19 protein-coding genes are annotated in these 19796 nt (G+C 63.7%); 12 read left to right on the plus strand and 7 right to left on the minus strand.

What is annotated here, in order from left to right; genetic code table 11:
* The first annotated feature begins 30 nt into the window (after window positions 1–30).
* Window positions 31–2607, plus strand: a complete 2577-nt coding sequence (leuS, locus tag AC6UAL_RS02710; protein ID WP_500681821.1) for a leucine--tRNA ligase — start codon at window positions 31–33, stop codon at window positions 2605–2607.
* A 362-nt stretch (window positions 2608–2969) separates the two neighbouring features.
* On the opposite strand, the gene AC6UAL_RS02715 is transcribed toward leuS, so the two are convergent.
* The 3 genes from AC6UAL_RS02715 to AC6UAL_RS02725 all read right to left on the minus strand — a co-directional run bounded on the left by AC6UAL_RS02715 (window position 2970) and on the right by AC6UAL_RS02725 (window position 8771).
* Window positions 2970–5942, minus strand: coding sequence for an autotransporter family protein (locus AC6UAL_RS02715; protein ID WP_500681822.1), 2973 nt, complete (start codon window positions 5940–5942; stop codon window positions 2970–2972).
* A 347-nt stretch (window positions 5943–6289) separates the two neighbouring features.
* Window positions 6290–7204: a ribonuclease Z gene (locus tag AC6UAL_RS02720; RefSeq protein ID WP_500681823.1), complete on the minus strand. Its 915-nt coding sequence runs from the start codon at window positions 7202–7204 to the stop codon at window positions 6290–6292.
* A 73-nt stretch (window positions 7205–7277) separates the two neighbouring features.
* Entirely contained in the window at window positions 7278–8771 is a 1494-nt protein-coding gene (locus AC6UAL_RS02725) for an NAD(P)H-hydrate dehydratase (RefSeq protein WP_500681824.1), read from the minus strand.
* A gap of 121 nt (window positions 8772–8892) precedes the next feature.
* Here AC6UAL_RS02725 and AC6UAL_RS02730 point away from each other — a divergent pair, with 121 nt between their 5' ends.
* The 3 genes from AC6UAL_RS02730 to AC6UAL_RS02740 are packed head-to-tail and all read left to right on the plus strand — an operon-like array spanning window position 8893 to window position 11715.
* The gene (locus AC6UAL_RS02730) at window positions 8893–10659 is read left to right on the plus strand and encodes a hypothetical protein (RefSeq protein WP_500681825.1); all 1767 of its coding nucleotides are present in this window, start codon (window positions 8893–8895) and stop codon (window positions 10657–10659) included.
* Window positions 10656–11312 (plus strand): ribonuclease HII, encoded by a 657-nt coding sequence (gene rnhB, locus AC6UAL_RS02735; RefSeq protein WP_500681826.1) that lies wholly within the window; start codon window positions 10656–10658, stop codon window positions 11310–11312. Before AC6UAL_RS02730 ends, rnhB begins: the two co-directional genes overlap by 4 nt.
* Window positions 11242–11715, plus strand: a complete 474-nt coding sequence (locus AC6UAL_RS02740) for a YraN family protein (protein WP_500681827.1) — start codon at window positions 11242–11244, stop codon at window positions 11713–11715. The genes rnhB and AC6UAL_RS02740 overlap by 71 nt, the downstream gene beginning before the upstream one ends.
* Here AC6UAL_RS02740 and AC6UAL_RS02745 read toward each other — a convergent pair.
* The 3 genes from AC6UAL_RS02745 to AC6UAL_RS02755 all read right to left on the minus strand — a co-directional run bounded on the left by AC6UAL_RS02745 (window position 11669) and on the right by AC6UAL_RS02755 (window position 13091).
* The gene (locus AC6UAL_RS02745) at window positions 11669–11980 is read right to left on the minus strand and encodes a hypothetical protein (RefSeq protein WP_500681828.1); all 312 of its coding nucleotides are present in this window, start codon (window positions 11978–11980) and stop codon (window positions 11669–11671) included. The genes AC6UAL_RS02740 and AC6UAL_RS02745 overlap by 47 nt on opposite strands.
* Window positions 11959–12261 carry a helix-turn-helix domain-containing protein gene (locus tag AC6UAL_RS02750; protein ID WP_500681829.1) on the minus strand — a complete coding sequence of 101 codons (303 nt, stop codon included), beginning with the start codon at window positions 12259–12261 and terminating at the stop codon, window positions 11959–11961. Before AC6UAL_RS02750 ends, AC6UAL_RS02745 begins: the two co-directional genes overlap by 22 nt.
* A gap of 86 nt (window positions 12262–12347) precedes the next feature.
* Window positions 12348–13091 (minus strand): phage connector family protein, encoded by a 744-nt coding sequence (locus AC6UAL_RS02755; protein WP_500681830.1) that lies wholly within the window; start codon window positions 13089–13091, stop codon window positions 12348–12350.
* A 159-nt stretch (window positions 13092–13250) separates the two neighbouring features.
* On the opposite strand from AC6UAL_RS02755, the gene AC6UAL_RS02760 reads away from it, so the two are divergent.
* From AC6UAL_RS02760 to AC6UAL_RS02780, 5 genes are read left to right on the plus strand one after another with little or no spacing between them, the layout of a single operon-like run.
* Window positions 13251–13619: a hypothetical protein gene (locus AC6UAL_RS02760; RefSeq protein ID WP_500681831.1), complete on the plus strand. Its 369-nt coding sequence runs from the start codon at window positions 13251–13253 to the stop codon at window positions 13617–13619.
* Between the two features lie 32 nt (window positions 13620–13651).
* A complete protein-coding gene (locus AC6UAL_RS02765) occupies window positions 13652–13888 on the plus strand; it encodes a hypothetical protein (protein ID WP_500681832.1) in 237 nt (78 codons plus the stop codon).
* A gap of 8 nt (window positions 13889–13896) precedes the next feature.
* Window positions 13897–15519 carry a portal protein gene (locus tag AC6UAL_RS02770; RefSeq protein WP_500681833.1) on the plus strand — a complete coding sequence of 541 codons (1623 nt, stop codon included), beginning with the start codon at window positions 13897–13899 and terminating at the stop codon, window positions 15517–15519.
* Between the two features lie 29 nt (window positions 15520–15548).
* Window positions 15549–15854 (plus strand): Bbp19 family protein, encoded by a 306-nt coding sequence (locus AC6UAL_RS02775; protein WP_500681834.1) that lies wholly within the window; start codon window positions 15549–15551, stop codon window positions 15852–15854.
* On the plus strand, window positions 15823–16746 hold the full coding sequence (locus tag AC6UAL_RS02780; protein WP_500681835.1) for a hypothetical protein: 924 nt from the start codon (window positions 15823–15825) through the stop codon (window positions 16744–16746). The genes AC6UAL_RS02775 and AC6UAL_RS02780 overlap by 32 nt, the downstream gene beginning before the upstream one ends.
* Before the next feature lie 160 nt (window positions 16747–16906).
* Here the strand turns inward: AC6UAL_RS02780 and AC6UAL_RS02785 are convergent, their stop codons facing one another.
* A complete protein-coding gene (locus AC6UAL_RS02785; RefSeq protein WP_500681836.1) occupies window positions 16907–17911 on the minus strand; it encodes a hypothetical protein in 1005 nt (334 codons plus the stop codon).
* Window positions 17912–18193: 282 nt separating this feature from the next.
* On the opposite strand from AC6UAL_RS02785, the gene AC6UAL_RS02790 reads away from it, so the two are divergent.
* From AC6UAL_RS02790 to AC6UAL_RS02800, 3 genes are all read left to right on the plus strand, one after another.
* Window positions 18194–18475: a large ribosomal subunit protein bL28 gene (locus tag AC6UAL_RS02790; protein WP_500681837.1), complete on the plus strand. Its 282-nt coding sequence runs from the start codon at window positions 18194–18196 to the stop codon at window positions 18473–18475.
* A gap of 152 nt (window positions 18476–18627) precedes the next feature.
* Window positions 18628–18855, plus strand: coding sequence for a hypothetical protein (locus AC6UAL_RS02795; RefSeq protein WP_500681838.1), 228 nt, complete (start codon window positions 18628–18630; stop codon window positions 18853–18855).
* A gap of 179 nt (window positions 18856–19034) precedes the next feature.
* On the plus strand, window positions 19035–19667 hold the full coding sequence (locus AC6UAL_RS02800; RefSeq protein ID WP_500681839.1) for an MBL fold metallo-hydrolase: 633 nt from the start codon (window positions 19035–19037) through the stop codon (window positions 19665–19667).
* The last annotated feature ends 129 nt before the right edge of the window (window positions 19668–19796 follow it).

Genomic DNA, 19796 nt, shown 5'->3' on the forward strand with positions numbered 1-19796 from the left:
AACACCGATTAGAATATAGTCACCGCCGACATGTCAGACCGCAAGAATCCGTATCCTTTCGACGTCTTTGAACCCAAGTGGCAGGCCACCTGGGATGCAGAGAAAACCTTCAAGGTCAGCAACCCGGGCGAGCCGGGCTTCGACGCCGCCAAGCCCAAGTGCTACATCCTCGATATGTTCCCCTACCCCAGCGGCGCCGGTCTGCACGTCGGGCACCCCGAAGGCTACACCGCCACCGACATCGTCAGCCGCTACAAGAGGATGAAAGGCTTTAACGTCCTGCACCCCATGGGCTGGGACTCCTTCGGCCTGCCCGCCGAACAATACGCCATCAAGACCGGGCAGCACCCCTCCGTCACCACCTACGCCAACATCGACAACTTCCGCCGCCAGCTCAAAATGCTGGGCTTCTCCTACGACTGGGACCGCGAAATCGCCACGACCGACCCGCACTACGTCCGCTGGACCCAGTGGATCTTCCTGCGCCTCTACAACTCCTACTACAACGAAGAGCTCAAGAAAGCCCGCCCCGTCTCCGAACTTGAGGAGAAAGGCTGGACGCGCGACCAAATCGACGCCGTGCGCCTCGCCTACGTCGCCGAAGGCATGGTCAACTGGTCGCCCGACATGGGCACCGTCCTCGCCAACGAAGAAGCCGAAGAATGGAAGAGCAAAGGCTTCACCGTCGAGCGCCGCAAACTGCGCCAGTGGATGCTGCGCATCACCGCCTACGCCGAGCGCCTCATCGACGAACTGGAGCCGCTGGACTGGCCCGAAAGCATCAAACTGCTCCAGCGCAACTGGATCGGCCGCTCGAGCGGCGCCGAAGTCAACTTCGACTGCAACGGCCACACCATCACCGTCTACACCACGCGCCCCGACACCCTCTTCGGCGCCACCTACATGGTCCTCTCGCCCGAGCACGACCTCGTCCCGCAGATCACCACCGCCGAGCAAAAAGCCGCCGTCGAAGCCTACCGGAAAGAATGCGCCGCCAAGAGCGATCTGGAGCGCACCGACCTCAGCAAAGACAAAACCGGCGTCTTCACCGGCGCCTACGCGACCAACCCCGTCAACGGCAAACAAATCCCCATCTGGATCGCCGACTACGTCCTCACCGGCTACGGCACCGGCGCCATCATGGCCGTCCCGGCGCACGACAGCCGAGACTACGAATTCGCCGTCAAATTCGGCCTGCCCGTCATCCAAGTCGTGCAGCCCGACGACGCCGACACCCCCTGGCAGGACTTCTGCGGCTACGACGGCACCATGGTCAACTCCGAGCACCTCAACGGCCTGAGCGTCACCGACGCCAAAAAGAGCATGATCGCCTGGCTCGAAGAAAAAGGCTACGGCCGCGGCAAAATCAACTACAAACTGCGCGACTGGCTCTTCAGCCGCCAGCGCTACTGGGGTGAACCCTTCCCCATCATCTGGAGCACCCGAGACGGCCACCACTACCCCATCCCCGAGAGCGAACTCCCCCTGCTTCAGCCCGAGATGGACGACTTCAAACCCTCGGGCGACCCGCGCGGCCCGCTCGTCAAAGCCACGCAGTGGATCAAATACTCCGACGAATACACGCGAGAAACCAACACCATGCCCCAGTGGGCCGGCTCCTGCTGGTACTACCTGCGCTACCTCGACCCGCACAACGACAGCGCCTTCGTCGGCAAAGCCGCCGAAGAATACTGGATGGGCAGCGCCGGCAAACCCGGCGGCGTCGACCTCTACGTCGGCGGCACCGAGCACGCCGTCCTGCACCTGCTCTACTCGCGCTTCTGGCACAAAGTCCTCTACGACTACGGCCTCGTCAGCACCCCCGAGCCCTTCTTCAAACTCGTCAACCAGGGCCTCATCCTCGGCGAAGACAGCCAGAAAATGTCCAAGAGCCGCGGCAACGTCGTCAACCCCGATGACATCGTGCGCGAATACGGCGCCGACTCCCTGCGCCTCTACGAAATGTTCATGGGCCCGCTCAAAGAAGTCAAACCCTGGAGCACCAAAGGCGTCGAAGGCATCAGCCGCTTCCTCGCCCGCGTCTGGCGCGTTGCGATGCAGGAGAATCAGGAAGGGCAATGGGCCCTCTCGGGCAAAGTGACCGATGCGGACGACGGCAGCGTCACCCCCGTGCGCAAAGAACTGCACAAAACCATCAAGAAAGTCACCGAAGACATCGAGAGCATGAGCTTCAACACCGCCATCTCCAAAATGATGGAGTGCACCAACGCCATGACCTCGGCCTCCTCCGTCGCGCTGGCGGACTACGTGACCCTGCTGCACGTACTCAACCCCTTCGCGCCGCACATCACCGAAGAGCTCTACTCGATCCTTCAGGCGGCCTTCCCCGCCCTGCCCGCCGGGCAACTCTGCACGCAGACCTGGCCGAGCTACAAGCCCGAATACCTCGTCGAAAACACGCGCGAAATCGTCGTCCAAGTCAACGGCAAACTGCGCGACAAACTCACCGTGCCCGCCGACGCCACCAAAGACGAGCTTGAAGCCGCCGCCCTCGCCTCGGCCAAGGTGCAAGAGTTCACCGCCGGCAAAACCGTGCGCAAAGTCATCGTCGTCCCCGGGCGCCTCGTCAACATCGTCGCCAACTAAGCGCGAAACAGCGCGAGCCTCCCGCAGGAGACACACAGCTCATCAGGGTGGCAGGCCGCGGCCTGCCACCCTTTCCCGTATCGCCGCCCGGCACTGATAAAGCTTGCAAGACAACATTGTATAGTTTTTTTTGTCATTGTACACATACAAACTTTACAATGACATTTTTTTGTGTAACCGCCCCCGCCCCCCCGCGGCACGAAGCCCCTGCCCTGAGCGGCACGGCCCAACGAAGCCCCTGCCCTGAGCGGCACGGAGCAAAAAAGCCCCCTGCGGCGCAGAAGCGTCGCAGGGGGGAGGGGGATGAGCTGCGCCCGCTCGCCGGGGCTCAGGCGGCGGGCGCAGCAGAGCGAGAGAGCAGCTCAGAAACTCAGGCGGTAGCCCACGCCCGCATTCAGGCTGCTGTACTCGCGGTAGAGCTCATAGCTCACATCCGCGAAAATCGAGCCCGCCTCGCGCCCCAGCGGCACCGTCACGCCCGCACCCAGCTCCATACCGAAGACGCCCATGGCTGCCGACTCCACCGCAGCCTGACCGAAGCCATTGGCGAAGCTCACGCCTGCCGTACTCCGGCAGTCGCCTGCATTAAACTTCGCCAGCGCACGCGCCTCGAAGAGCGCGCTGCGGTTCAGCAGGCTCTCGCCCGCCAGAGCCTGCACGCGCGCACCCGCGCCGAAGCTCACGCTGTTCAGATTCTGATCCCCGAAGCGCAGCGCGGCATCGCTGCCGCTCTCCGTGTAGCCGTCGATGCGCGTATGCAGGTAACTCACGTTCACCAGCGGTTGCAGAATCGCCGTGTTCGCGCCGTTGAGCGGGATGTCGCGCGTGATCTCGTAGAGGAAGCCCAGGCTCAGGCCGTCCGTATCTCCGCTCGTGCGGTAGCTGCCCGAGCCGTGTGCCACGGTGCGGTTCAGGCTGATGTCGGCCAGCCCCAGCGAAGTGACCAGCGTGTGCTTCCACGCGCCGCTGCGGTATTGACCGAAGGCGCTGAGGTAATACGTATCCAGATCACCGCTCGCCGCATCGGCCGCATCCGCGTCCAAATCACTGAAGATAGCGGAGAAAGCCAGACCGCAGCTCAAATCGCGGCGCGGGGAGGCTTCGACGCCCACGGTGCCTCCCCAGCTCGTCATGGAGTAGCCGGGAGCGGTGCCGCTCTGCTCCAGCGTGAGGTAGCCGCCTTCGGCGTTGACCCAGAAGTTCAGCGGCTCGCGGCCGTCGGGGCCGGGGTCGCCCGCGGGGGCACCGAAGGAGTCGAGCTTGAGGGTGGAGATGCGGTCGCGGATGTTGTTGAGACGGTGCTGCGCGTCGGCGGCGAAGGCCATGCCGAGCGTGGTGACGCTCGCTCCGGCGGCGGCGGCCATAACATTATCCGCCGCGGCGGCGTTGCCGCCCTCAATCAAGCGGTCAAGCTCTTGCAGCAGCGCAGCGGCATCGCTGCCGGGGGCGTTGAACTGCGGCTGAGAAGCGACAAACAGAGCGTCGATCATAGCGGCTCCGGCCTGCCCGTTGTGCGAGAGCGCGGCGCGGCGGTAATAGTCCGTGATGGGAGCCAACGTCAGCACGAGGTCGCCGCTCTGCGCGTCGAGGGTGTATTGCAGGTGAGTGCCCCTGCCGTCATCAGCAGCCAGATCAAAAACCTGCTCGGGATCAACTCCTTGCAGCAGGCCCTCCACATTGCCGAGCAACAGGTAGGAATCACCCGCGGGCAAACTTTCCGCCCCGTCTATCACCAAGGCGACCCTGCCGCCATCCGTCAGAGACAAGGTGGACGTGCCGCTCACGTCGTAGGTCCGGGTGCCGTCGATGAGGTTTTGCGCATCAAACAAGATCGTGCCTCCGCTTTCGAGGGTCAGGTTTTGCAGTGTCACCGACTGCGCGGTGCCCGCGAGCTGCGCCCCCAGCACCATGCCGCTCCCGAGCGTCAGATTCGCGAGCGTGCTGCCGCCTTCGCCGGCAATGAGGGTCGAGGCGCCGTCGTCAGCGCGGGCGCCCGCAAAGTCCATGCTGCTGCCCGCGCCTACGGTCAGGGTGACGCCGTCCTCCAGCGTGCCGGCAAAGGAGCCGCCCTCGCGCAGGCGGTAGTTGCCGGCCTTGATGCGTGAATACGCCGAGCCTTTGAGGCTCTTCAGCTCAGCGGAGGCCACCCCGTCCTCCAGCGCCAGACTGAAAGTACAATCGTAATCAGGAAGGCGATATTCCCCCAGCTCCACGGTAGCTTGAGAGGCAGCATCCGCCGAGCCCAGAATCAGCGTTGCGTTTCTGGTCGAAAACACATTCACGCCACCGTCGGTAGAGTTGTACCATCCTGACTGAACAAGGATGGTGCCGGAAAAGTCGGCCGCCTCCTCGAGCAGGAGATCCCCACCCGCGAGGACGAGGGTGCCGCTGCCGATCAGCTCATTCACCGTGGCGTTAGAGTAAGAGGGTGCTGGCACCCAGATCTCACCGCCGTTCCCGGTGTCCAGATTTGCCGAAGAGTTCGAGTCACCGAAAACCAGCGCCGCTTTCTTGCCGTCCTCCACCCGGAAGTTGATGTGCTGGTATTGGCTCCGCGTCTCCACCATGGATTCATTCGCCACGACCAAGTTGTATGTGCCGGAACTCTGCAGGTAGATAAGGGAAGAACTTCCCTCAAGACGAAAAGTGCCTGCGGGCAAAGAGGATGCTTGAAGAAACAGACGGCTGGGCAGTATCGTGTTCACGATGGCAGTATCCTCCTCCGCGATCTCAAGATTGCCGTTGAAATAATAGCTGGCGTACTTGCTACCGTTAAACTGCAGGACGGAGCCGTCTCCCATGCTCAGGCTGCCGTTGAGGGTGTGGGATGGCCAAACGTCCCCCCCCCATATCTCGAGCATTGCACCGCTGACATCGCCCTCTTTTCCCCCGAGGGTGATGTCGGGGTTGTAGCTCGTGTCGTAGCGCAGTTGCAGCTTGGCTCCGGCGTCGACTTGCACGGCTGTGCCTGATGCCCGCAGGCGATCGGCAGAGTTGAATTCGGCGGTGCCGCTTGTAATGGTGATGCCGGCGACTTCGGTAATGGAGCCGCTGCCTTCAAATAGATAGGTGTTGCCTTCACCGGCATTGACGGTCATGCTGCCGACCTTCAAGCCTCCGAGGAGGTAGACGGGTTCCGTCGTGCCGCTCGGCAGTGGGCCGAAGGTGACGTTGTCTCCGGGGAGGAACAGTCGGCTGTCAGAAAAATATTCTCCGACGCCCCAATAGATGTTATAGATAAACCAAGAGAGGTCATATGCCTGAGCGACCGGAGCGAGGGTGACCAAGCAGGCGATCAGTGCTCTGCGAAGGGATGCGGGGAGGTGTGGTTTCATATGCTGCCGCGGAGGATAGAGGGTGAATGAACTCGATGTATTCTGGTTTGACTATGCGAGCATATGGTCTATTGGCTTCGATGTCAATCCGTTATTTTACAAAAATATTACATCTGCGCATATTCATGCTGCATCGGCGAACGCTTTTTGCCGAGCTTGCTTGAGCTTGGCTGTGTTGAGCCGAGCTTGGTTCGGGTTCATGCTGTCGAAGTTTTTTGTCGGCGAGGCGTCAAGCTTTCGGTTGCGGCGGCGGGCAAAAAAAAGATCCCTGTACCGCGGGTGCGGGCAGGGGGAGAGGGGAGGCGGAGGGGGCTTTGCCTGATGGGTGCCGGAGGAGAGGTTTGAGCTTACTCGTCTTCGAAGCGGAGTTCTTTTGTCCAGCCGTCACGGGCGGTGTGGGTGTTGGGAAAGATGGAGCGGGCGATGTCTCGGTAGGCTTTGGGGTTGGGTAGTGAGGGGCTGTAGTGGGTGAGCCAGAGTTCGCGCACGCCGCCGGCTTCTGCGGCGAGGCGCGCGGCTTCGCTGAAGAGCATGTGGCGGTTTTCTCGGGCTTTGGGGAGGGATTCGTCGTCGCCGTACATGCCTTCGCAGATGAAGAGGTCGGCGTTTTGCGCGGCGGCGGCGATGGCGGGTGTGGGGCGCGAGTCGGTGCAGTAGGTGATTTTCAGGCCGCGGCGCGGGGGGCCTATGACGAGGTCGGGGGTGTAGAGCTGCCCTTCGTGTTCGATGCTTTCGCCTTTTTGCAGGCGGCTCCAGAAGGGGAGAGGGATGGCGAGTGCGCGGGCTTTGTCGGCGTCGAATTTTCCGGCGCGCGGCAGGGTGATGCTGTAGCCGTAGCAGGGGACGCCGTGCCGGACGGCGAAGGCTTCGATGTCGCAGTCCAGGAAGTACATGAGTTCCTGCTCGGTTTCAAGTTCGCTGACGCGCAGGTCAAAGGGGAGGTTGGGGGCGATGACGCGCACGGCGTCGATGAGGCGTTCGGTGCCGCGCGGACCGATGACGGAGACGCTTTCCGTGCGCCCCATGTTGCCCATGGTGAGCAGCAGGCCGGGTAGGCCGCTGACGTGGTCGGCGTGCAGGTGGGTGAGCAGTATTTTGTCGACGGGTTTGAGGCTGACGGCGGCGCGCTGGGCGGCGATTTGGGTGCCTTCGCCGCAGTCGATGAGCAGGGCGTGGCCGCTGTAGCGCACGACGAGGGAGGTGAGCCAGCGGTTCATGAGGGGTTGGGTGCCCCCGGTTCCGAGCAGACAGAGATCGAGCACGGAAGGGAGTGTGGCAGAGTGCGGGGCTTTTGTCAAGCGGCTTCAGCGGCTTCGCGCACGGGGGCTTTGCTTTTCATGCGCCGGGGAGCATGGCGAGGGCTTCGCCGATGCCGCGGCTGACTTCTCCGGGGGTGACGGCGGGGGGGAGCCCGCGACGGGTCTGCGAGAGGAGGGCGGACTGGCCGCAGGCCCAGGCGCCGAGGGCGGCGGCGCGCTGGGGGCTGAGGCCTTGGGCGGCGAGGGCGGTGATGACGCCGGCGAGGACGTCGCCCTGCCCGCCGTTGGCCATGCAGGGGCCGCCGCTGCTGTTGTAGGTGATGCCTTCGTCGCCGACGATGAGGGTGCGGGCGCCTTTGAGCAGGAGAGTGGCGGGGTGCTGCCGGCGGTAGAGGAGGGCGGTTTCGAGCCGATCATTCGGGGCGCTCGGCAGGAGGCGCCGCATTTCGCCGGGGTGCGGGGTGAGGATCCAGTTGGGGCGGGGTTGCCAGTGGTCGGCGGCGGCGATGTTGAGGCCGTCGGCGTCGAGGACGACGGTGCCGGGGAATTGCTCGGCGAGTTGCCGCAGGGCGTTTTTTTCGCTTTGGCTGAGGGCGGTGCCGAGGCCGGGGCCGATGAGGAGGGCGCGGGCTTGGGGTTCTCGGATGTCGGCGATGCTGTCGATGGGCTGCACCATGATTTCAGCGGCGATGCGGGCGGCGAGGATGGGGTAGATGCTGCGCGGACAGTGGAGGCTGATGAGGCCGGCGCCTGCGTGCAGGGCGGCTTCTGCAGCGAGTTGGGCTGCACCTATCATGCCGGGGCTGCCGGCGATGAGGGCGATGCGGCCGATGCTGTTTTTGTAGCTGTTGCGGGGGCGGGGGGGGAGCCAGCCGCGCATGAGGTCGAGGTCGGCGACGGCGCGGGGGGCTTGGCCGGAGGAGGGTTCTTCGGCGATGCTGATTTCGGGGAGGGGGATGGGGAGCAGGCGCCCGACGCACTGCTCGGCGCCGTCGCGGAGCATGCCGGGTTTGACGCAGCCGATGGGGCAGCTGATGTCGGCGCGGATGGCGTCGGGGTCGGGCCGGCCGGTGTCGGCGTCGAGGCCGGTGGGGATGTCGATGGCGAGGGTGAGGCTGCGCGGTGAGGCGGTGCGCAGGCGGTTGAGTTGCCGGGCGAGGCTGCGGATGGGTTCGCGCAGGGGGCCGCTCGCGCCGGAGCCGAGGAGGCCGTCGATGAGGAGGGTGTTGGGGCGCGGCTCGGGGGCTTGCCGGTTGAGGAGTTCAGCGGGGATGCGGGCGAGCTGGGCGCGGGTGTCGGGGCTGAGTTGGTCGGGCGGGCAGGTGCTCAGGAGGGTGACGGGGAGGCGCAGGGCGGCGGCGAGGCCGATGGCGTCTCCGGCGTTGTTGCCTTTGCCGGCGGCGACGATGATGTGCTCGGGGTGAAAGTCGGCGAGTTCGCTGCGACCGGGTCGGAAGAGTTCGACGAGGCGGGCGATGACGCGGTCCATGAGTTGCAGGGAGCTGATGCGGCCTTGGGCAAAGAGCTGTTGCTCGGCGGCGCGGACGGCGGCGCTTGAGGCGATTTTCATGCTGCTACTTTACTCGCCGCGGGGCGCGGAGTCAAGTCCGCTGCTTTCGGTGCTGCTCTTGTGCTTTTCGTTGCGGTTCTTTGTGCTTGCAGGGGCGGGGGTGCTCTGGTAGCATGGGGGTATGCTGAAATGCGTCTCCGTACGGGCTTTTGTTCTCGCGCTGGCTCTGCCCTGCTACTCTGCCGCCGAGCAGACGGATGATACGATTATTGAGACGCCGACGGATGAGTTGCCGGCCGGGGATTCTCTGCCCGAGGCGGTTGCGCCGGATGCCGCAGGTGAGGCGGATGCCGCTGCGGCAGGCGGGGCGGATGCCGCTGATGCGGGTGAGGCGGATGCGCCGGATGCCGCGGGCGGGGCGGTTGCGCCGGATGCCGCGGGCGGGGCGGATGCGGGGGCGACAACGCCGTCGGATCGTTTGCGCCCGGCGATTCGCCCGACGATTCCGCGGCAAGAGACGGGGGAGGCGGAGGATAAGCATGTGGTGTCTCAGTCGCGTATGTTTTCGGTGAGCGGCGGTGAGGCTTTGCGCATGGGGGCGATTGCGTCTCGGGCGGATGAGCTCAGGGCGCAGTTGATCGGTATGTTGGGTTTGGGGAATGATTGGCGCTACTCTATTTCGATTCGTTTGCTGGGCAGTTATTCGGATCAGCCGTCGCCGAATCCGGTTCGTTTGCATGTGCGGGTGATTGGTCAGGAGCCGAATTTCCAGATTCGTATTTTTTGCGGCGGGGGTATTAAGCTGGAGAAGCTTGATCGCGCGGTGATCGCGATGGTGCTTTACGAGTACGCGCTGCGCGATTTGACGGGTGATGAGTTGCCGGATGTGGTGAGTATGCCGGAGTGGCTGGTTTCCGGGCTTTATGAGACGATTCTCTGCCGCACGGGCAAGGCGGATCGGCGCACGTATCAGACTTTGGCGCATCGCGCCGAGATGCCCGATCCGCAGAAGATTGTTTCTACGCCGTCGCCCGGGAAGCTGGATGCCGCGAGCCGCCGTCTGTACGATGTTTCCTGCGGGCTGCTTATCAGCAGTTTGATGAAGCGCCCGGGGGGGACGGACCGGGTGCGCGAGTTGATCAAGGCGGCCTCGCTGGCGGAGGAGGGTCCCTATGAGCTGATTTCCAAGTTCTTTTTGGAGTTGGGGGTGGATGATAATTTGCTCAGTGAGTGGTGGGCTCTGGAGTTGGCGGCTTACGCTGCGCCGATGGCGGATGAGTTGCTGACGCCGATGGAGTCGGATAAGGCGCTCTCTGCCGCGCTGACGCTGCACTATTTTGATCCGTACACGGCCAAGGTGCGCCCGATTAGTCTCGATGATGCCTATGCGGTGAGCCGCTTGGAGGATTGGCAGGGGCAGGCGCGTACGAACATCGATCAGTTGTTGGAGCTGAGTTATCGCTGTTTCCCCGGGTATCAGGTGATTGTGACGGAGTATATTCGCGCTATCGGGGAGCTGATGCAGGGCAGCAGTCCGGATGAGGTGCAGGGGATTCTCGGGCCGATCCGCGAGTTGCGGCAGGCTTACATGCAGACGGGTATACGCGGGCGCGATTATCTGGATTGGTATGAGATTACGACTCGCGAGGGTGATGCTCCGGCCGATGTTGAGGCTTATATGGAGACGATGCGCCTGCTGCGCCGCGAGCAGCCCGGCCCCGATACGCCGATGAGTCGCTATCTGGATGATATTGAGGCGCTGCACTTGCTCAAGGAGGGCGAGGGGCTGCCGCAGGGCTTGCGCGAGGAGATGATGCGGTTGCACCCGCGACCGACAGGGAAAGGCTCCGAGGCGGCTCGCCGACGCGGTTCCGATGGCGCGGGGCACGGGGAATCGGGCGGCGGTGAGGAGATCAGTGCGCCCGCATCGCAGGAGGAGGCGCGATGAGGGGGGACGCTGCGGCAGGGGGCACGGGGTCAGGCCCGGATCGGCAGGCGGAACGAGAGGCTCGCGCGGCCGGTTACGCCCGCATTTGCGGTATTGATGAGGCCGGACGCGGTCCGCTGGCCGGGCCGGTGGTGGCGGCGGCCGTGATTCTGCCCGAGGATTTTGAGTTGCCGGGGCTGAATGATTCCAAAAAGCTTTCCGCCAAGCGCCGCGAGGTGCTCTTCGAGGCGCTGATGGGCGATGATCGCGTGCAGAAGTCGGTGGCCGAGGCGTCGGTGGAGGAGATTGATCGCCTCAATATTTTGCGGGCGACGCATCTGGCGATGAGGCGTGCCGCGGAGGGGCTGAACCCGAGGCCGGATTTCTGCCTGATTGATGGTCTGGCGGTGCCGGGTTTTCCTCTGCCTTCTCGCAATATGGTGAAGGGGGATGCCCGCTGTCTCTGCATTGCTGCGGCGAGTATTCTGGCGAAGGTGTCGCGCGATCATCTGATGCAGCAGTTGGATCGCGAGTTTCCGATGTACGGGTTCGCCCGCCATGCCGGTTACGGTACGGCGGCTCATCTCAAGGCTTTGCGCGAATATGGAGTTTCTCCGCATCATCGCCGCTCGTTTGCACCTGTTGCACAGATGGCGCTGCCCTTGGAGTTCTGAGGAGACGCCCGATCGGCGCCGACTCGGCCGATACGGTGAGTTGGTGGCGGCTTCTTGGCTGCGGGCCCGAGGGATGAAGGTGCTGCGGCGCAATTTTCGCTGGGGCCGGAGCGGGGAGTTGGATCTGGTTTGCCGAGACGGTGATACGCTCGTTTTTGTCGAGGTGAAGAGTTTGTCCACCGAGCGCTTCGGGGCTCCGTCTCAGCATGTGGATGTGAGGAAGCGCCGCATGCTGAGATGCGGGGCGGTGAAGTGGATGTCGCTGCTGGGATGGCGGGTGTCTTTTCGCTTCGATGTTGTCGAGGTGACGCTGGCGGGCGGCAAGCGCCCGCAGGTTACGTACTGCCCCCATGCTTTTAGCTTGCGGGAGGGTGACGTGAGTCGCTCGAGCGAGCCTCGTTGAAGCTTCTGCCGTCGGCCGATTCGGGCTTCGATCTGCCCGCCGCAGGACTCAGCGGGGGCGGCAGCAGGTCGAGCAGGGAGGCGTTGAGCGCCGGGGTGCTGCTTTCTTTGCGGCGCCGCTCTTCTTCTTCGAGCATGGCGAGGCGGGTGTCTTCGGCCATGGCTTTGAATTTGTCCGCGTGGCTTACTTCGCCGCTTTCGTCGCGAAAGATGCCGGCAAGCCAGTCGCGCTTTTCGTCGATGGTCAGGTGTCGCTTCGGCCGCATGGAGGGGGGCTGGAGAAGAAGGTTAAGAGGTGGCGGACGTATTCTCGGCCTTTCGGGGCGAGAAGGTAGACGCTTCCCGCGACGCTTTGCAGGTAGTGTTCTCGCGCCAGTTTGCGCAGCAGGCTTGTGCAGCTGGAGGCACGAAGGCCCGACATGGCGGCGATGTCTTGTGCGTTATCAAGACCCGCAGCGACCAGCAGGAGGACGAGACGGCAGCCCGAGGGCATGGAATCCTGCTCGACGCGCATGAGCAGATGACAAGCAAAATCAATGGCTTTCATGAGTTTTGCACCTTTTATTCACAAAGTTATTCACAATTATAATCTCTTGATTGTCTGTTCTTTATGTCATTTATACACGGACTTATTCACCATTCGCTGACGCTGCCGCTCTGCTTCCAGAGGCGGTAGAGGGGGTGGCTGTCGTTGGAGAAGCACTGGACGGCGTTGAGGTGCTCGGCCTGCGGCAGGACGAGGCGCCTGTATTCCTCGGTGAGGGCTTCGCGAGCCGTGGTGCTGGAGGTCAGCGGGATGCAGAGCCGCACGGCGAGTTTGGTGGCGAGCGCGTCGATGAAGGGCGGGTCGAAGAGGGCGGGGTCTTCGAGGTCGGCGATGTAGAGGAGGCGCACGCGATCTCCGGGGCAGTAGATGCTGCGCCCGCGCAGGATCCAGCTCTTGCGGTTGACTTCGAGGACGCGCAGGCAGTCGCCGGGCAGGGAGTGCGGCAAGAGAGCCATCGGGCCGAACGCGGCGTCGGGGTCGGCGGCGGTGCTGCCCGCGCTTTCCGCATCGGGGTCGGCGGCGGACGATGCAGTGCCGGCGGACGCTGCTGCTGCGGCGGACGCTGCGGCGGAGTTTGTGGGCAGTTCGTCCGATGCGCTGAGGGTGACGAGGCGCGTGGCGAAGGTCCAGCGGTGAGCCATGAGGACTTCGCGGCGCACGGGGTGGTAGTGCAGGTAGCACATGCGTGCGGCGGGGGAGCCGTTGGCGTCGATGGCGCTGATGGGGGATTCGCCGAGTTTCGAGAGGGCGAGGTTGCAGATGCCGAGGGCGCTGGGGGGCTCAATCGGCGGGGCGGTCAGATCTGTTGATGGTTTTGTACTGTTGCTCATGGTTCAGTCACGCAGAGGCGTGTAGCCTCAGGGTGTCACAGAGCCCGGCTCCTCGCAACCGATAGGGGGTGCTGTGTTCTTCCGTTCCCGGCGCGGGCAGGTATTTCCCGCCCCTGCAGCACGCTGGAAATGCGGCGGAGGTCGCGCTATGCTCAGGTCATGAGCACGGATGCAAGAGAGGGCGCCGCCCGCTATTACGCCGGCAGCAAGCGCAGTCTGGCTGCCGATGTGGCCGCGCTGAGCCGCAATCCGCGAGCTGTGATCATCAGCACGCCGCGACTGTTTGTTCTGATGCGCCCGGTTGACAGCCGGAAGCCCGAGTTGTGGGCCGAGGCACTCGACGCAGACCATGCAGGCGCAGACGGCTGGTACGTGCACCTGCTGGTCGGTGATCTGGGCTTCGCTCTGCGACTCGGGGCGATGCTTGCTCCTTTGCCCCTGCTCTGTTTTATGCGGGGTGTCCGCTCCGGTCGGCCGCATCGGCTGAGCTGGCGGCGCGTGGTGCGCCACGGCGGGCGTCGCGCTTGATTTAAGATACAGACAAACACATACTCTACACGATGGGATTCTCCAAATTGTTCAAGACTCCGTCCTCGCCGACGACGGTTAAGACGGATCCGCCCGTTGTCACCGTCAGCAACGATGAAGATGTCGCCGCCGGGCAGCAGCAGAAGGACAGCACGCGCCGCGGGCTGCTCTCCACGATTCTCTCGCGCAACAACAACCGCAGCGGGGCGCTTCGCAGCAGCAGCAGCAGCAGCAGCCAAGTTTCCGGCAGCAACACGACTCTGGGCTGATGACTGCTATGGATGACATTATTGCGGGTTACCACGCGCTCAAGGCGATCCGCGCTCCGTGGGAGGGGTGGTGGGATGAGCTGCGACGCTACGTTCTGCCCGGCCGCCCGAGCGATCGCGACGAGCTGCCCGATGCCCGCCACCACCGCGAGTTGAGCGATACGACGGCGGTGGAGGCTTGCCAGAAGCTGGCCAGCGGGCATATGTCGTATATGACGCCGAGCAACGAGCAGTGGTTCAAGTGGAGCAGCCCGGATCCCGACGCCGGAGACGAGGCGGAGTCGTGGTATGCCCGCTGTTCGGAGATTGCCAACCGCGAGCTGGCGCTGAGCAATTTTTACACCGAGCTGCACGAGTGTTTTCTGGACCGCGTGGGGCTGGGAACCGGCTCGCTGTTCAGCGGGACGGGACGCAACGGCCGCCTGCTTTTCCGCCACATTCCCTGCGGGCAGTTTGTCTGCGCCGAGAATGATGAGGGCAATATCGACACTTATATGCGGGAGTTCTGCCTGACGCCGCATCAGGCGGCCTCGCAGTTCGGCCGCAAGGCGCTGGGGCCGCGGGCGCGGGCGTTGCTCGATGCCGGGCGCCACCCGCATGAGGGCAGTCTGCGCTTTCTGCATGTCGTGCAGCCGCGCCGCCGCCGCGACCGCAGCCGCGATAACGCCGCCAATATGGCTTGGAGCAGCGTGTATTACAGTCTCGATGACTCCTGCGTTGTCGAGGAGGGCGGCTACCGCGAGATGCCCTACATGGTGACGCGCTTTTTGAAGTGGGGCGAGGGGCCCTACGGGCTGGCTCCGGCGAGGCTCGTTTACCCCGATATCCGGCAGGCGCAGTTTCTCAACCGCATTCTTGATACGCTGGGTGAGATCGCGGCTTTTCCGCGCATTCTCGAGCTGGCGAATCAAGTGGGCGAGGTTGATTTGCGGGCGGGCGGGCGCACGCTGATCAACACGGAGAGCGCCAGCCTCGGCTTCCCGCGCGAGTGGGCTACGCAGGGCCGCTACGATGTCGGGATGGACCGCCTCAAGCAGAAGCAGGAGGCGATCAACCGCGCGTTTTTCGTTCCGATGCTCGAGCTTTGGAGCGAGCGCAAGCAGCAGATGAGCGCGACGGAGGTTTACGCCCGCGAGAATGAGCGCGTGATGCTATTCTCTCCTTCGTTTACTCTCTTTGCGACGGATTTTCAGCCTTTCATGGAGCGCTTGTTCGCGCAGTTGTTCCGGCAGGGCAAGTTCCCGCAGCCGCCGACAACGGTGATGCAGGCCGACCGACGCGGCGAGATGAGTATCGCCGAGCCGCATGTCGTTTACCAAGGGCGCATTGCGACCATCATGAGCCGCATCCGGAGTGAGGGTATCAGCACGACGCTGCAATTGATGCAGCAGCTGAGCGGTTTGGATGCGGGTATTTGCGACCATGTTGATTTGGAGCGCAGTTTCCGCCTTGCGGCGAGGCTCAACGGGGCTCCGGAGGAGATTCTGCGCCCGCTGAGCAACGTGCGCCGCCTGAGGCGCAAGCGCGAGGCCGAGGCCGCCGAGCAACAGCAGGCGGCACTGGCCGCCGCTCAGCAGGCAACGGCTGCGGGAGGAGGCGGTGCGCCGACGGCGGGGGCGGCTCCGTTTTGAGGAGAGACAATGTTTCAACCGGACACGACATGATGAATACGCGACAACCACGCAGTTTGCACGAGCTTGCACAGCAGGCGAGGCGGGATCGCCGCCTCCTGCTGGAGGTGCTCGGCAGCGACTCGGGCGAAGCCGTCCTGCAACGCCTCGAAGAACGCTTTGAAGTTGACCTGCCCGTCTTTCAGGGCAAGGCCGGCCAGTATGATGCGCTCGATGCCATGCGCCGCGATGCGCAGCGAGAAGTCTTCCTCGTCATCCGCCGCCAGCTGGATCTGGCACGGCAGGAAGCCACAGAAAACAACAATGAATACGAACATGATCCGCACACAGATTGATCCGCGCGCGCAGGTCGGCGAAGCAGCCCTGCCGCCCGGTGTTCCCGCACCCGAGCCCACCCCGGCAGCGATGAGCGCCCTCGGCGCCGGCATGCCTGCCGAAGCGGCGGCCGCACTGCCTCCCGCAGGGCTGCTGGCCGACGACGGCAGCTTCGCCCCGGAGTGGTACAAGCAGTTCGGGGAGCTTGAGCCCTACGCCGCCAGCCTCGCGAAGTTCCGCCGCCCCGAGGCGCTGGCGAAGAGTTACGCACACCTCGAACGCCTCAAGGGCTATCCCGACCCCGACGACGCTCCCCGCATGGAGGCTTTCCGCCTGGCGGTCGGTCTGCCCGAAAAGGCCGAGGATTACCGCCTCGAGCGCCCCGAAGGCGCCGAGGGCGAGATCTGGGATGAGGCGCTGGCCGCCGAGCTGGCGGATGTCGCCTACCGCTACGGGGTGCCGCCGCGCGCCATGCAGGCGCTCAGTGAGCGCTACAGCGAGCTCGGCACAGGCATGCTGCAGCGCTGCCGCGCAGCGGAGCAGCAGGCGGTCGAGGCGGCCGATGCCGACCTGCGCCGCGAATGGGGCGAGCAGTATGAGGACAATATGCAGAGCATCGGCAATTTCCTGTCGCGGCTCGGCGATGAGGCGCAGGTGGATGTGAGGGCTCTGGTGGAGAACCCTGCCCTGCGAGCCAACCCCGACTTCGCCCGCCTGATGCTGGCGGCCGCCGGGCAAACGCAGGAGGCGCCGATGCGCCGAGGCAGCGCCCCCGACGGCCCCGCCGAGGCGCGACGCATCGCCTCAGACCCGTCTCACCCCCTCTACGAGGCCTACATGCGCACGAACCACCCGCAGCATCGCTACGCCAACGAGCAGTACGACCGCCTCGCCTTCGGGCGCCGCCTCTGACGCGGACGCGCACGGACGTACGGGAGATGAAACTTCCCCCGGCTTCGCCTGCGGCGAGGCCGGGGGAATTGTCACGGGGCGCCCGCGCCGGACGCCGCGCCCAAAAAACTCCCTGCGCACGGTCGGCGCAGGGAGATGACAGAGGCGGAGTCGAGGCGCATCAGCGCGGCTGAGGCGCTCCGCCCGGAGCACTCGGGCGGCCGGAGCTGCCCGCCGAGGGTCCGCTCGGACGGCCGGAACTACCCGCAGAGGGTCCGCTCGGGCGGCTCGAGCTGCCGAAGGACGGACGGCTCGGGCGGCCGGAGCTGCCGAAGGACGGGCGGCTCGGACGGTTGGAGTTGCCGAAGGACGGACGGCTCGGGCGATTCGAGTTGCCGAAGTTCGGACGGCTCGGGCGATTCGAGTTACCGAAAGACGGCTGGTTGGGACGGTTCGAGTTGCCGAAGGACGGACGGCTCGGGCGATTCGAGTTGCCGAAGTTCGGACGGTTCGGGCGGTTCGAGTTGCCGAAGTTCGGACGGTTCGGGCGGTTCGAGTTGCCGAAGGAGGGCTGGTTCGGACGGTTCGAGTTGCCGAAGTTCGGGCGGCCGGGGAGGTTCCCCGCTCCCGGCTTCGTCATGCCGGGGCGCTTGTTCCAATCGTTGTGGTGCGTGGGGCTACCGGGCTTGCCGACGGCGGGCTTGCCGACGGTGGGCTTGCCGGCACCGGGCTTTCCGGCACCGGGCCTGCCGTGGCTAATATTTTTCCAATGCTGCTGATGCTGCTTGAAAATGCGGTCATTATCGTGGCGATTCGAAGGGCGCGGCGGGCGCACCCCGGGATTGTGGCCGGTCGGGAAGTGCGGAGGACGCGCCGTGCGCACCACGTACGGAACATAGCGATACGTACCGCGATACCAAGGTGCCGGTCCCCAGTTTGGCACGTGGCAGCCGGCCGTCAGCGCTGCCAAGGAGAAAATTGCCCCGCCGGCAGCCGTGTAACCGTAAACGGGCCGCCCGTTGCAATAACCGTAAATGGGGTAACCGCTCGAGTCATACCAGGCTGAATTCCAAGCACTCGAGCCCGCATAGCCGTAAACCCCGTAATGTCCGTCATCCCAGGAGCAGGAGACCGCCAACAGGGATGCGGCACAGAGCACGGCGACTGATAAGCACTTCAGTTTCATATCGTTCTCGTATTGGTGTTAGGGTTGAAAGTTCGGATCGTCGTCCTTTTGCGGAAGCAGACAGGCAAAACCGAGCCTCGCTGCCCATGACATAGCGGATGTTATCCGTATTCGCACGAAAGGTCAAGCCCGTATTGTGACAATTTATTGATAACAACAATTTTTCGTCTTTTTTAGCTGTTTTGCGGCTCTTTTTTTGTCTAAAGTCGTAGTTTTACTTGACGTGAGCCTGATTTTGTGTAAAATGGTGCCCCGCAAACTCTTTAACCTCATTATAAGCTTATGTCCAGAATCTGCGATATCACACTTGCAACCCCGCACAAGGGCCGTCGCATTCACCGCTCCGGTCTTGCCAAGAAGAAGGGCGGTATCGGCCGTCACGTCACCAAGACGGTCAATCGCACCGTTTACCCGAACCTGCAGGAGAAGCGCATTTGGGTTCCGGAGCTCAACAACGGCAAGGGTGGCTACATCCGCATGAAGCTGACCTGCAAGGCTCTGCGCTCGATTTCGCGCAACGGAGCCATGGCCACGCTTCGCAAGGCCGGCATCATCGTCGGCTAAATCAAGTTTCCCGAACTTTTTTTGAACATTTCGACGTCTCGCGTGTCCTAGGATAAGGACCCCGAGGCGTCGACTGTTGACCGGTCTGCGCGAGCAGACGGTGTGCCGGCAGGGAGCCTCCCGCAAGTTAAAGCCCCATCGAACACAAAGTTATGAGAAAGCAAGAGACCAAGATCGCCCTTCGCATCAATGATGAAAACGTCAACCATCACCTGTGGAATAACCGCGGTGTGTGGTGGTGCCACGTCACCGTTCACAAGCCCGACGCAACGGCGGAGCGCCTTCGTTTCTCCCTCAAGACCCGCAATTTGGACAAGGCGCGTTCTCTCCGGGATCGCATCTTCGCCGACATTCGTCGCCATTTCAGCATCAATGCCTGACGCAGCGGAGTTCTCTCCGGCTCAATTTTAACCGAACCGCCCTCACCTTCGGGAGAGGGCGGTTTCTTCGTATCCCCGCCTTTCTCGGGATGGCCGTGCGCGGGGCGCGGAGCGCCTATGAGCATTTTGACAGACAGTTTGGACTGGTCAAGCGTGCCGGGCTGGTGTATACTGCGCGCATGAGCAACGGTATCCGCGTCTACACGGGGGGATCGACCATGTGCAATGGTTATCTGATTGAGGGGGCTGACGGCTATGTGGCCATTGACGCTCCTGCCGGTTTTGCGGCTTGGGTGAAGCAGCAGATGCCCGACCGGGCCCGCCTGACGCACCTGCTGCTGACGCATCAGCACTTTGACCACGTCGAGGATGCCGCGCAGCTCAAGGCGGATACGGGCTGCCTCATCCATGCGCATTCGCCCTACGACCGCCGCCTGACGCTCGAAGATTTCGCCCGTCTCGACTGGGGGCTCAAGCTCAACGTCGCCCCGTACCGCGTGGATGACGTGATGGGGGATCAGCGCAGCCATGCTGATTGGGGCGGTCTGAAGTGGCAGATCATTCCCCTGCCCGGCCACTCGCCCGACAGCCTCGTCTACCGCCTCGACGAAAGGCAGACGCTTTTCACGGGCGATGTTCTCTTTGCCGGTTCCGTCGGCCGAACGGACTTTCCCGGCGGCAGCCAGCGCAGTCTGCTCAACGGCATCGAAGAGAAACTCGAGGGGCTCGACCCTCAGCTGACCATCCTCAGCGGGCACGGTCCGGCCACCACGCTGCAGGAGGAGCTCCTCAACAATCCTTGGCTGTGCTGATGCACGGCGGCGCCCGCCCCGCAGGGGACACGGCGGCGGTCGGCACCGCCTCCCATGACGCCGGGAAGCCCGAAACACGTCAAAGAAGTCAAAGAAGCAAAAAGAAGTCAAAGAAGAAACAAGAAGAAA

Origin of the sequence: Candidatus Parakkermansia intestinigallinarum, assembly GCF_944389695.1 — a bacterium.
Taxonomy (GTDB): Bacteria; Verrucomicrobiota; Verrucomicrobiia; order Verrucomicrobiales; family Akkermansiaceae; genus Akkermansia; species Akkermansia intestinigallinarum.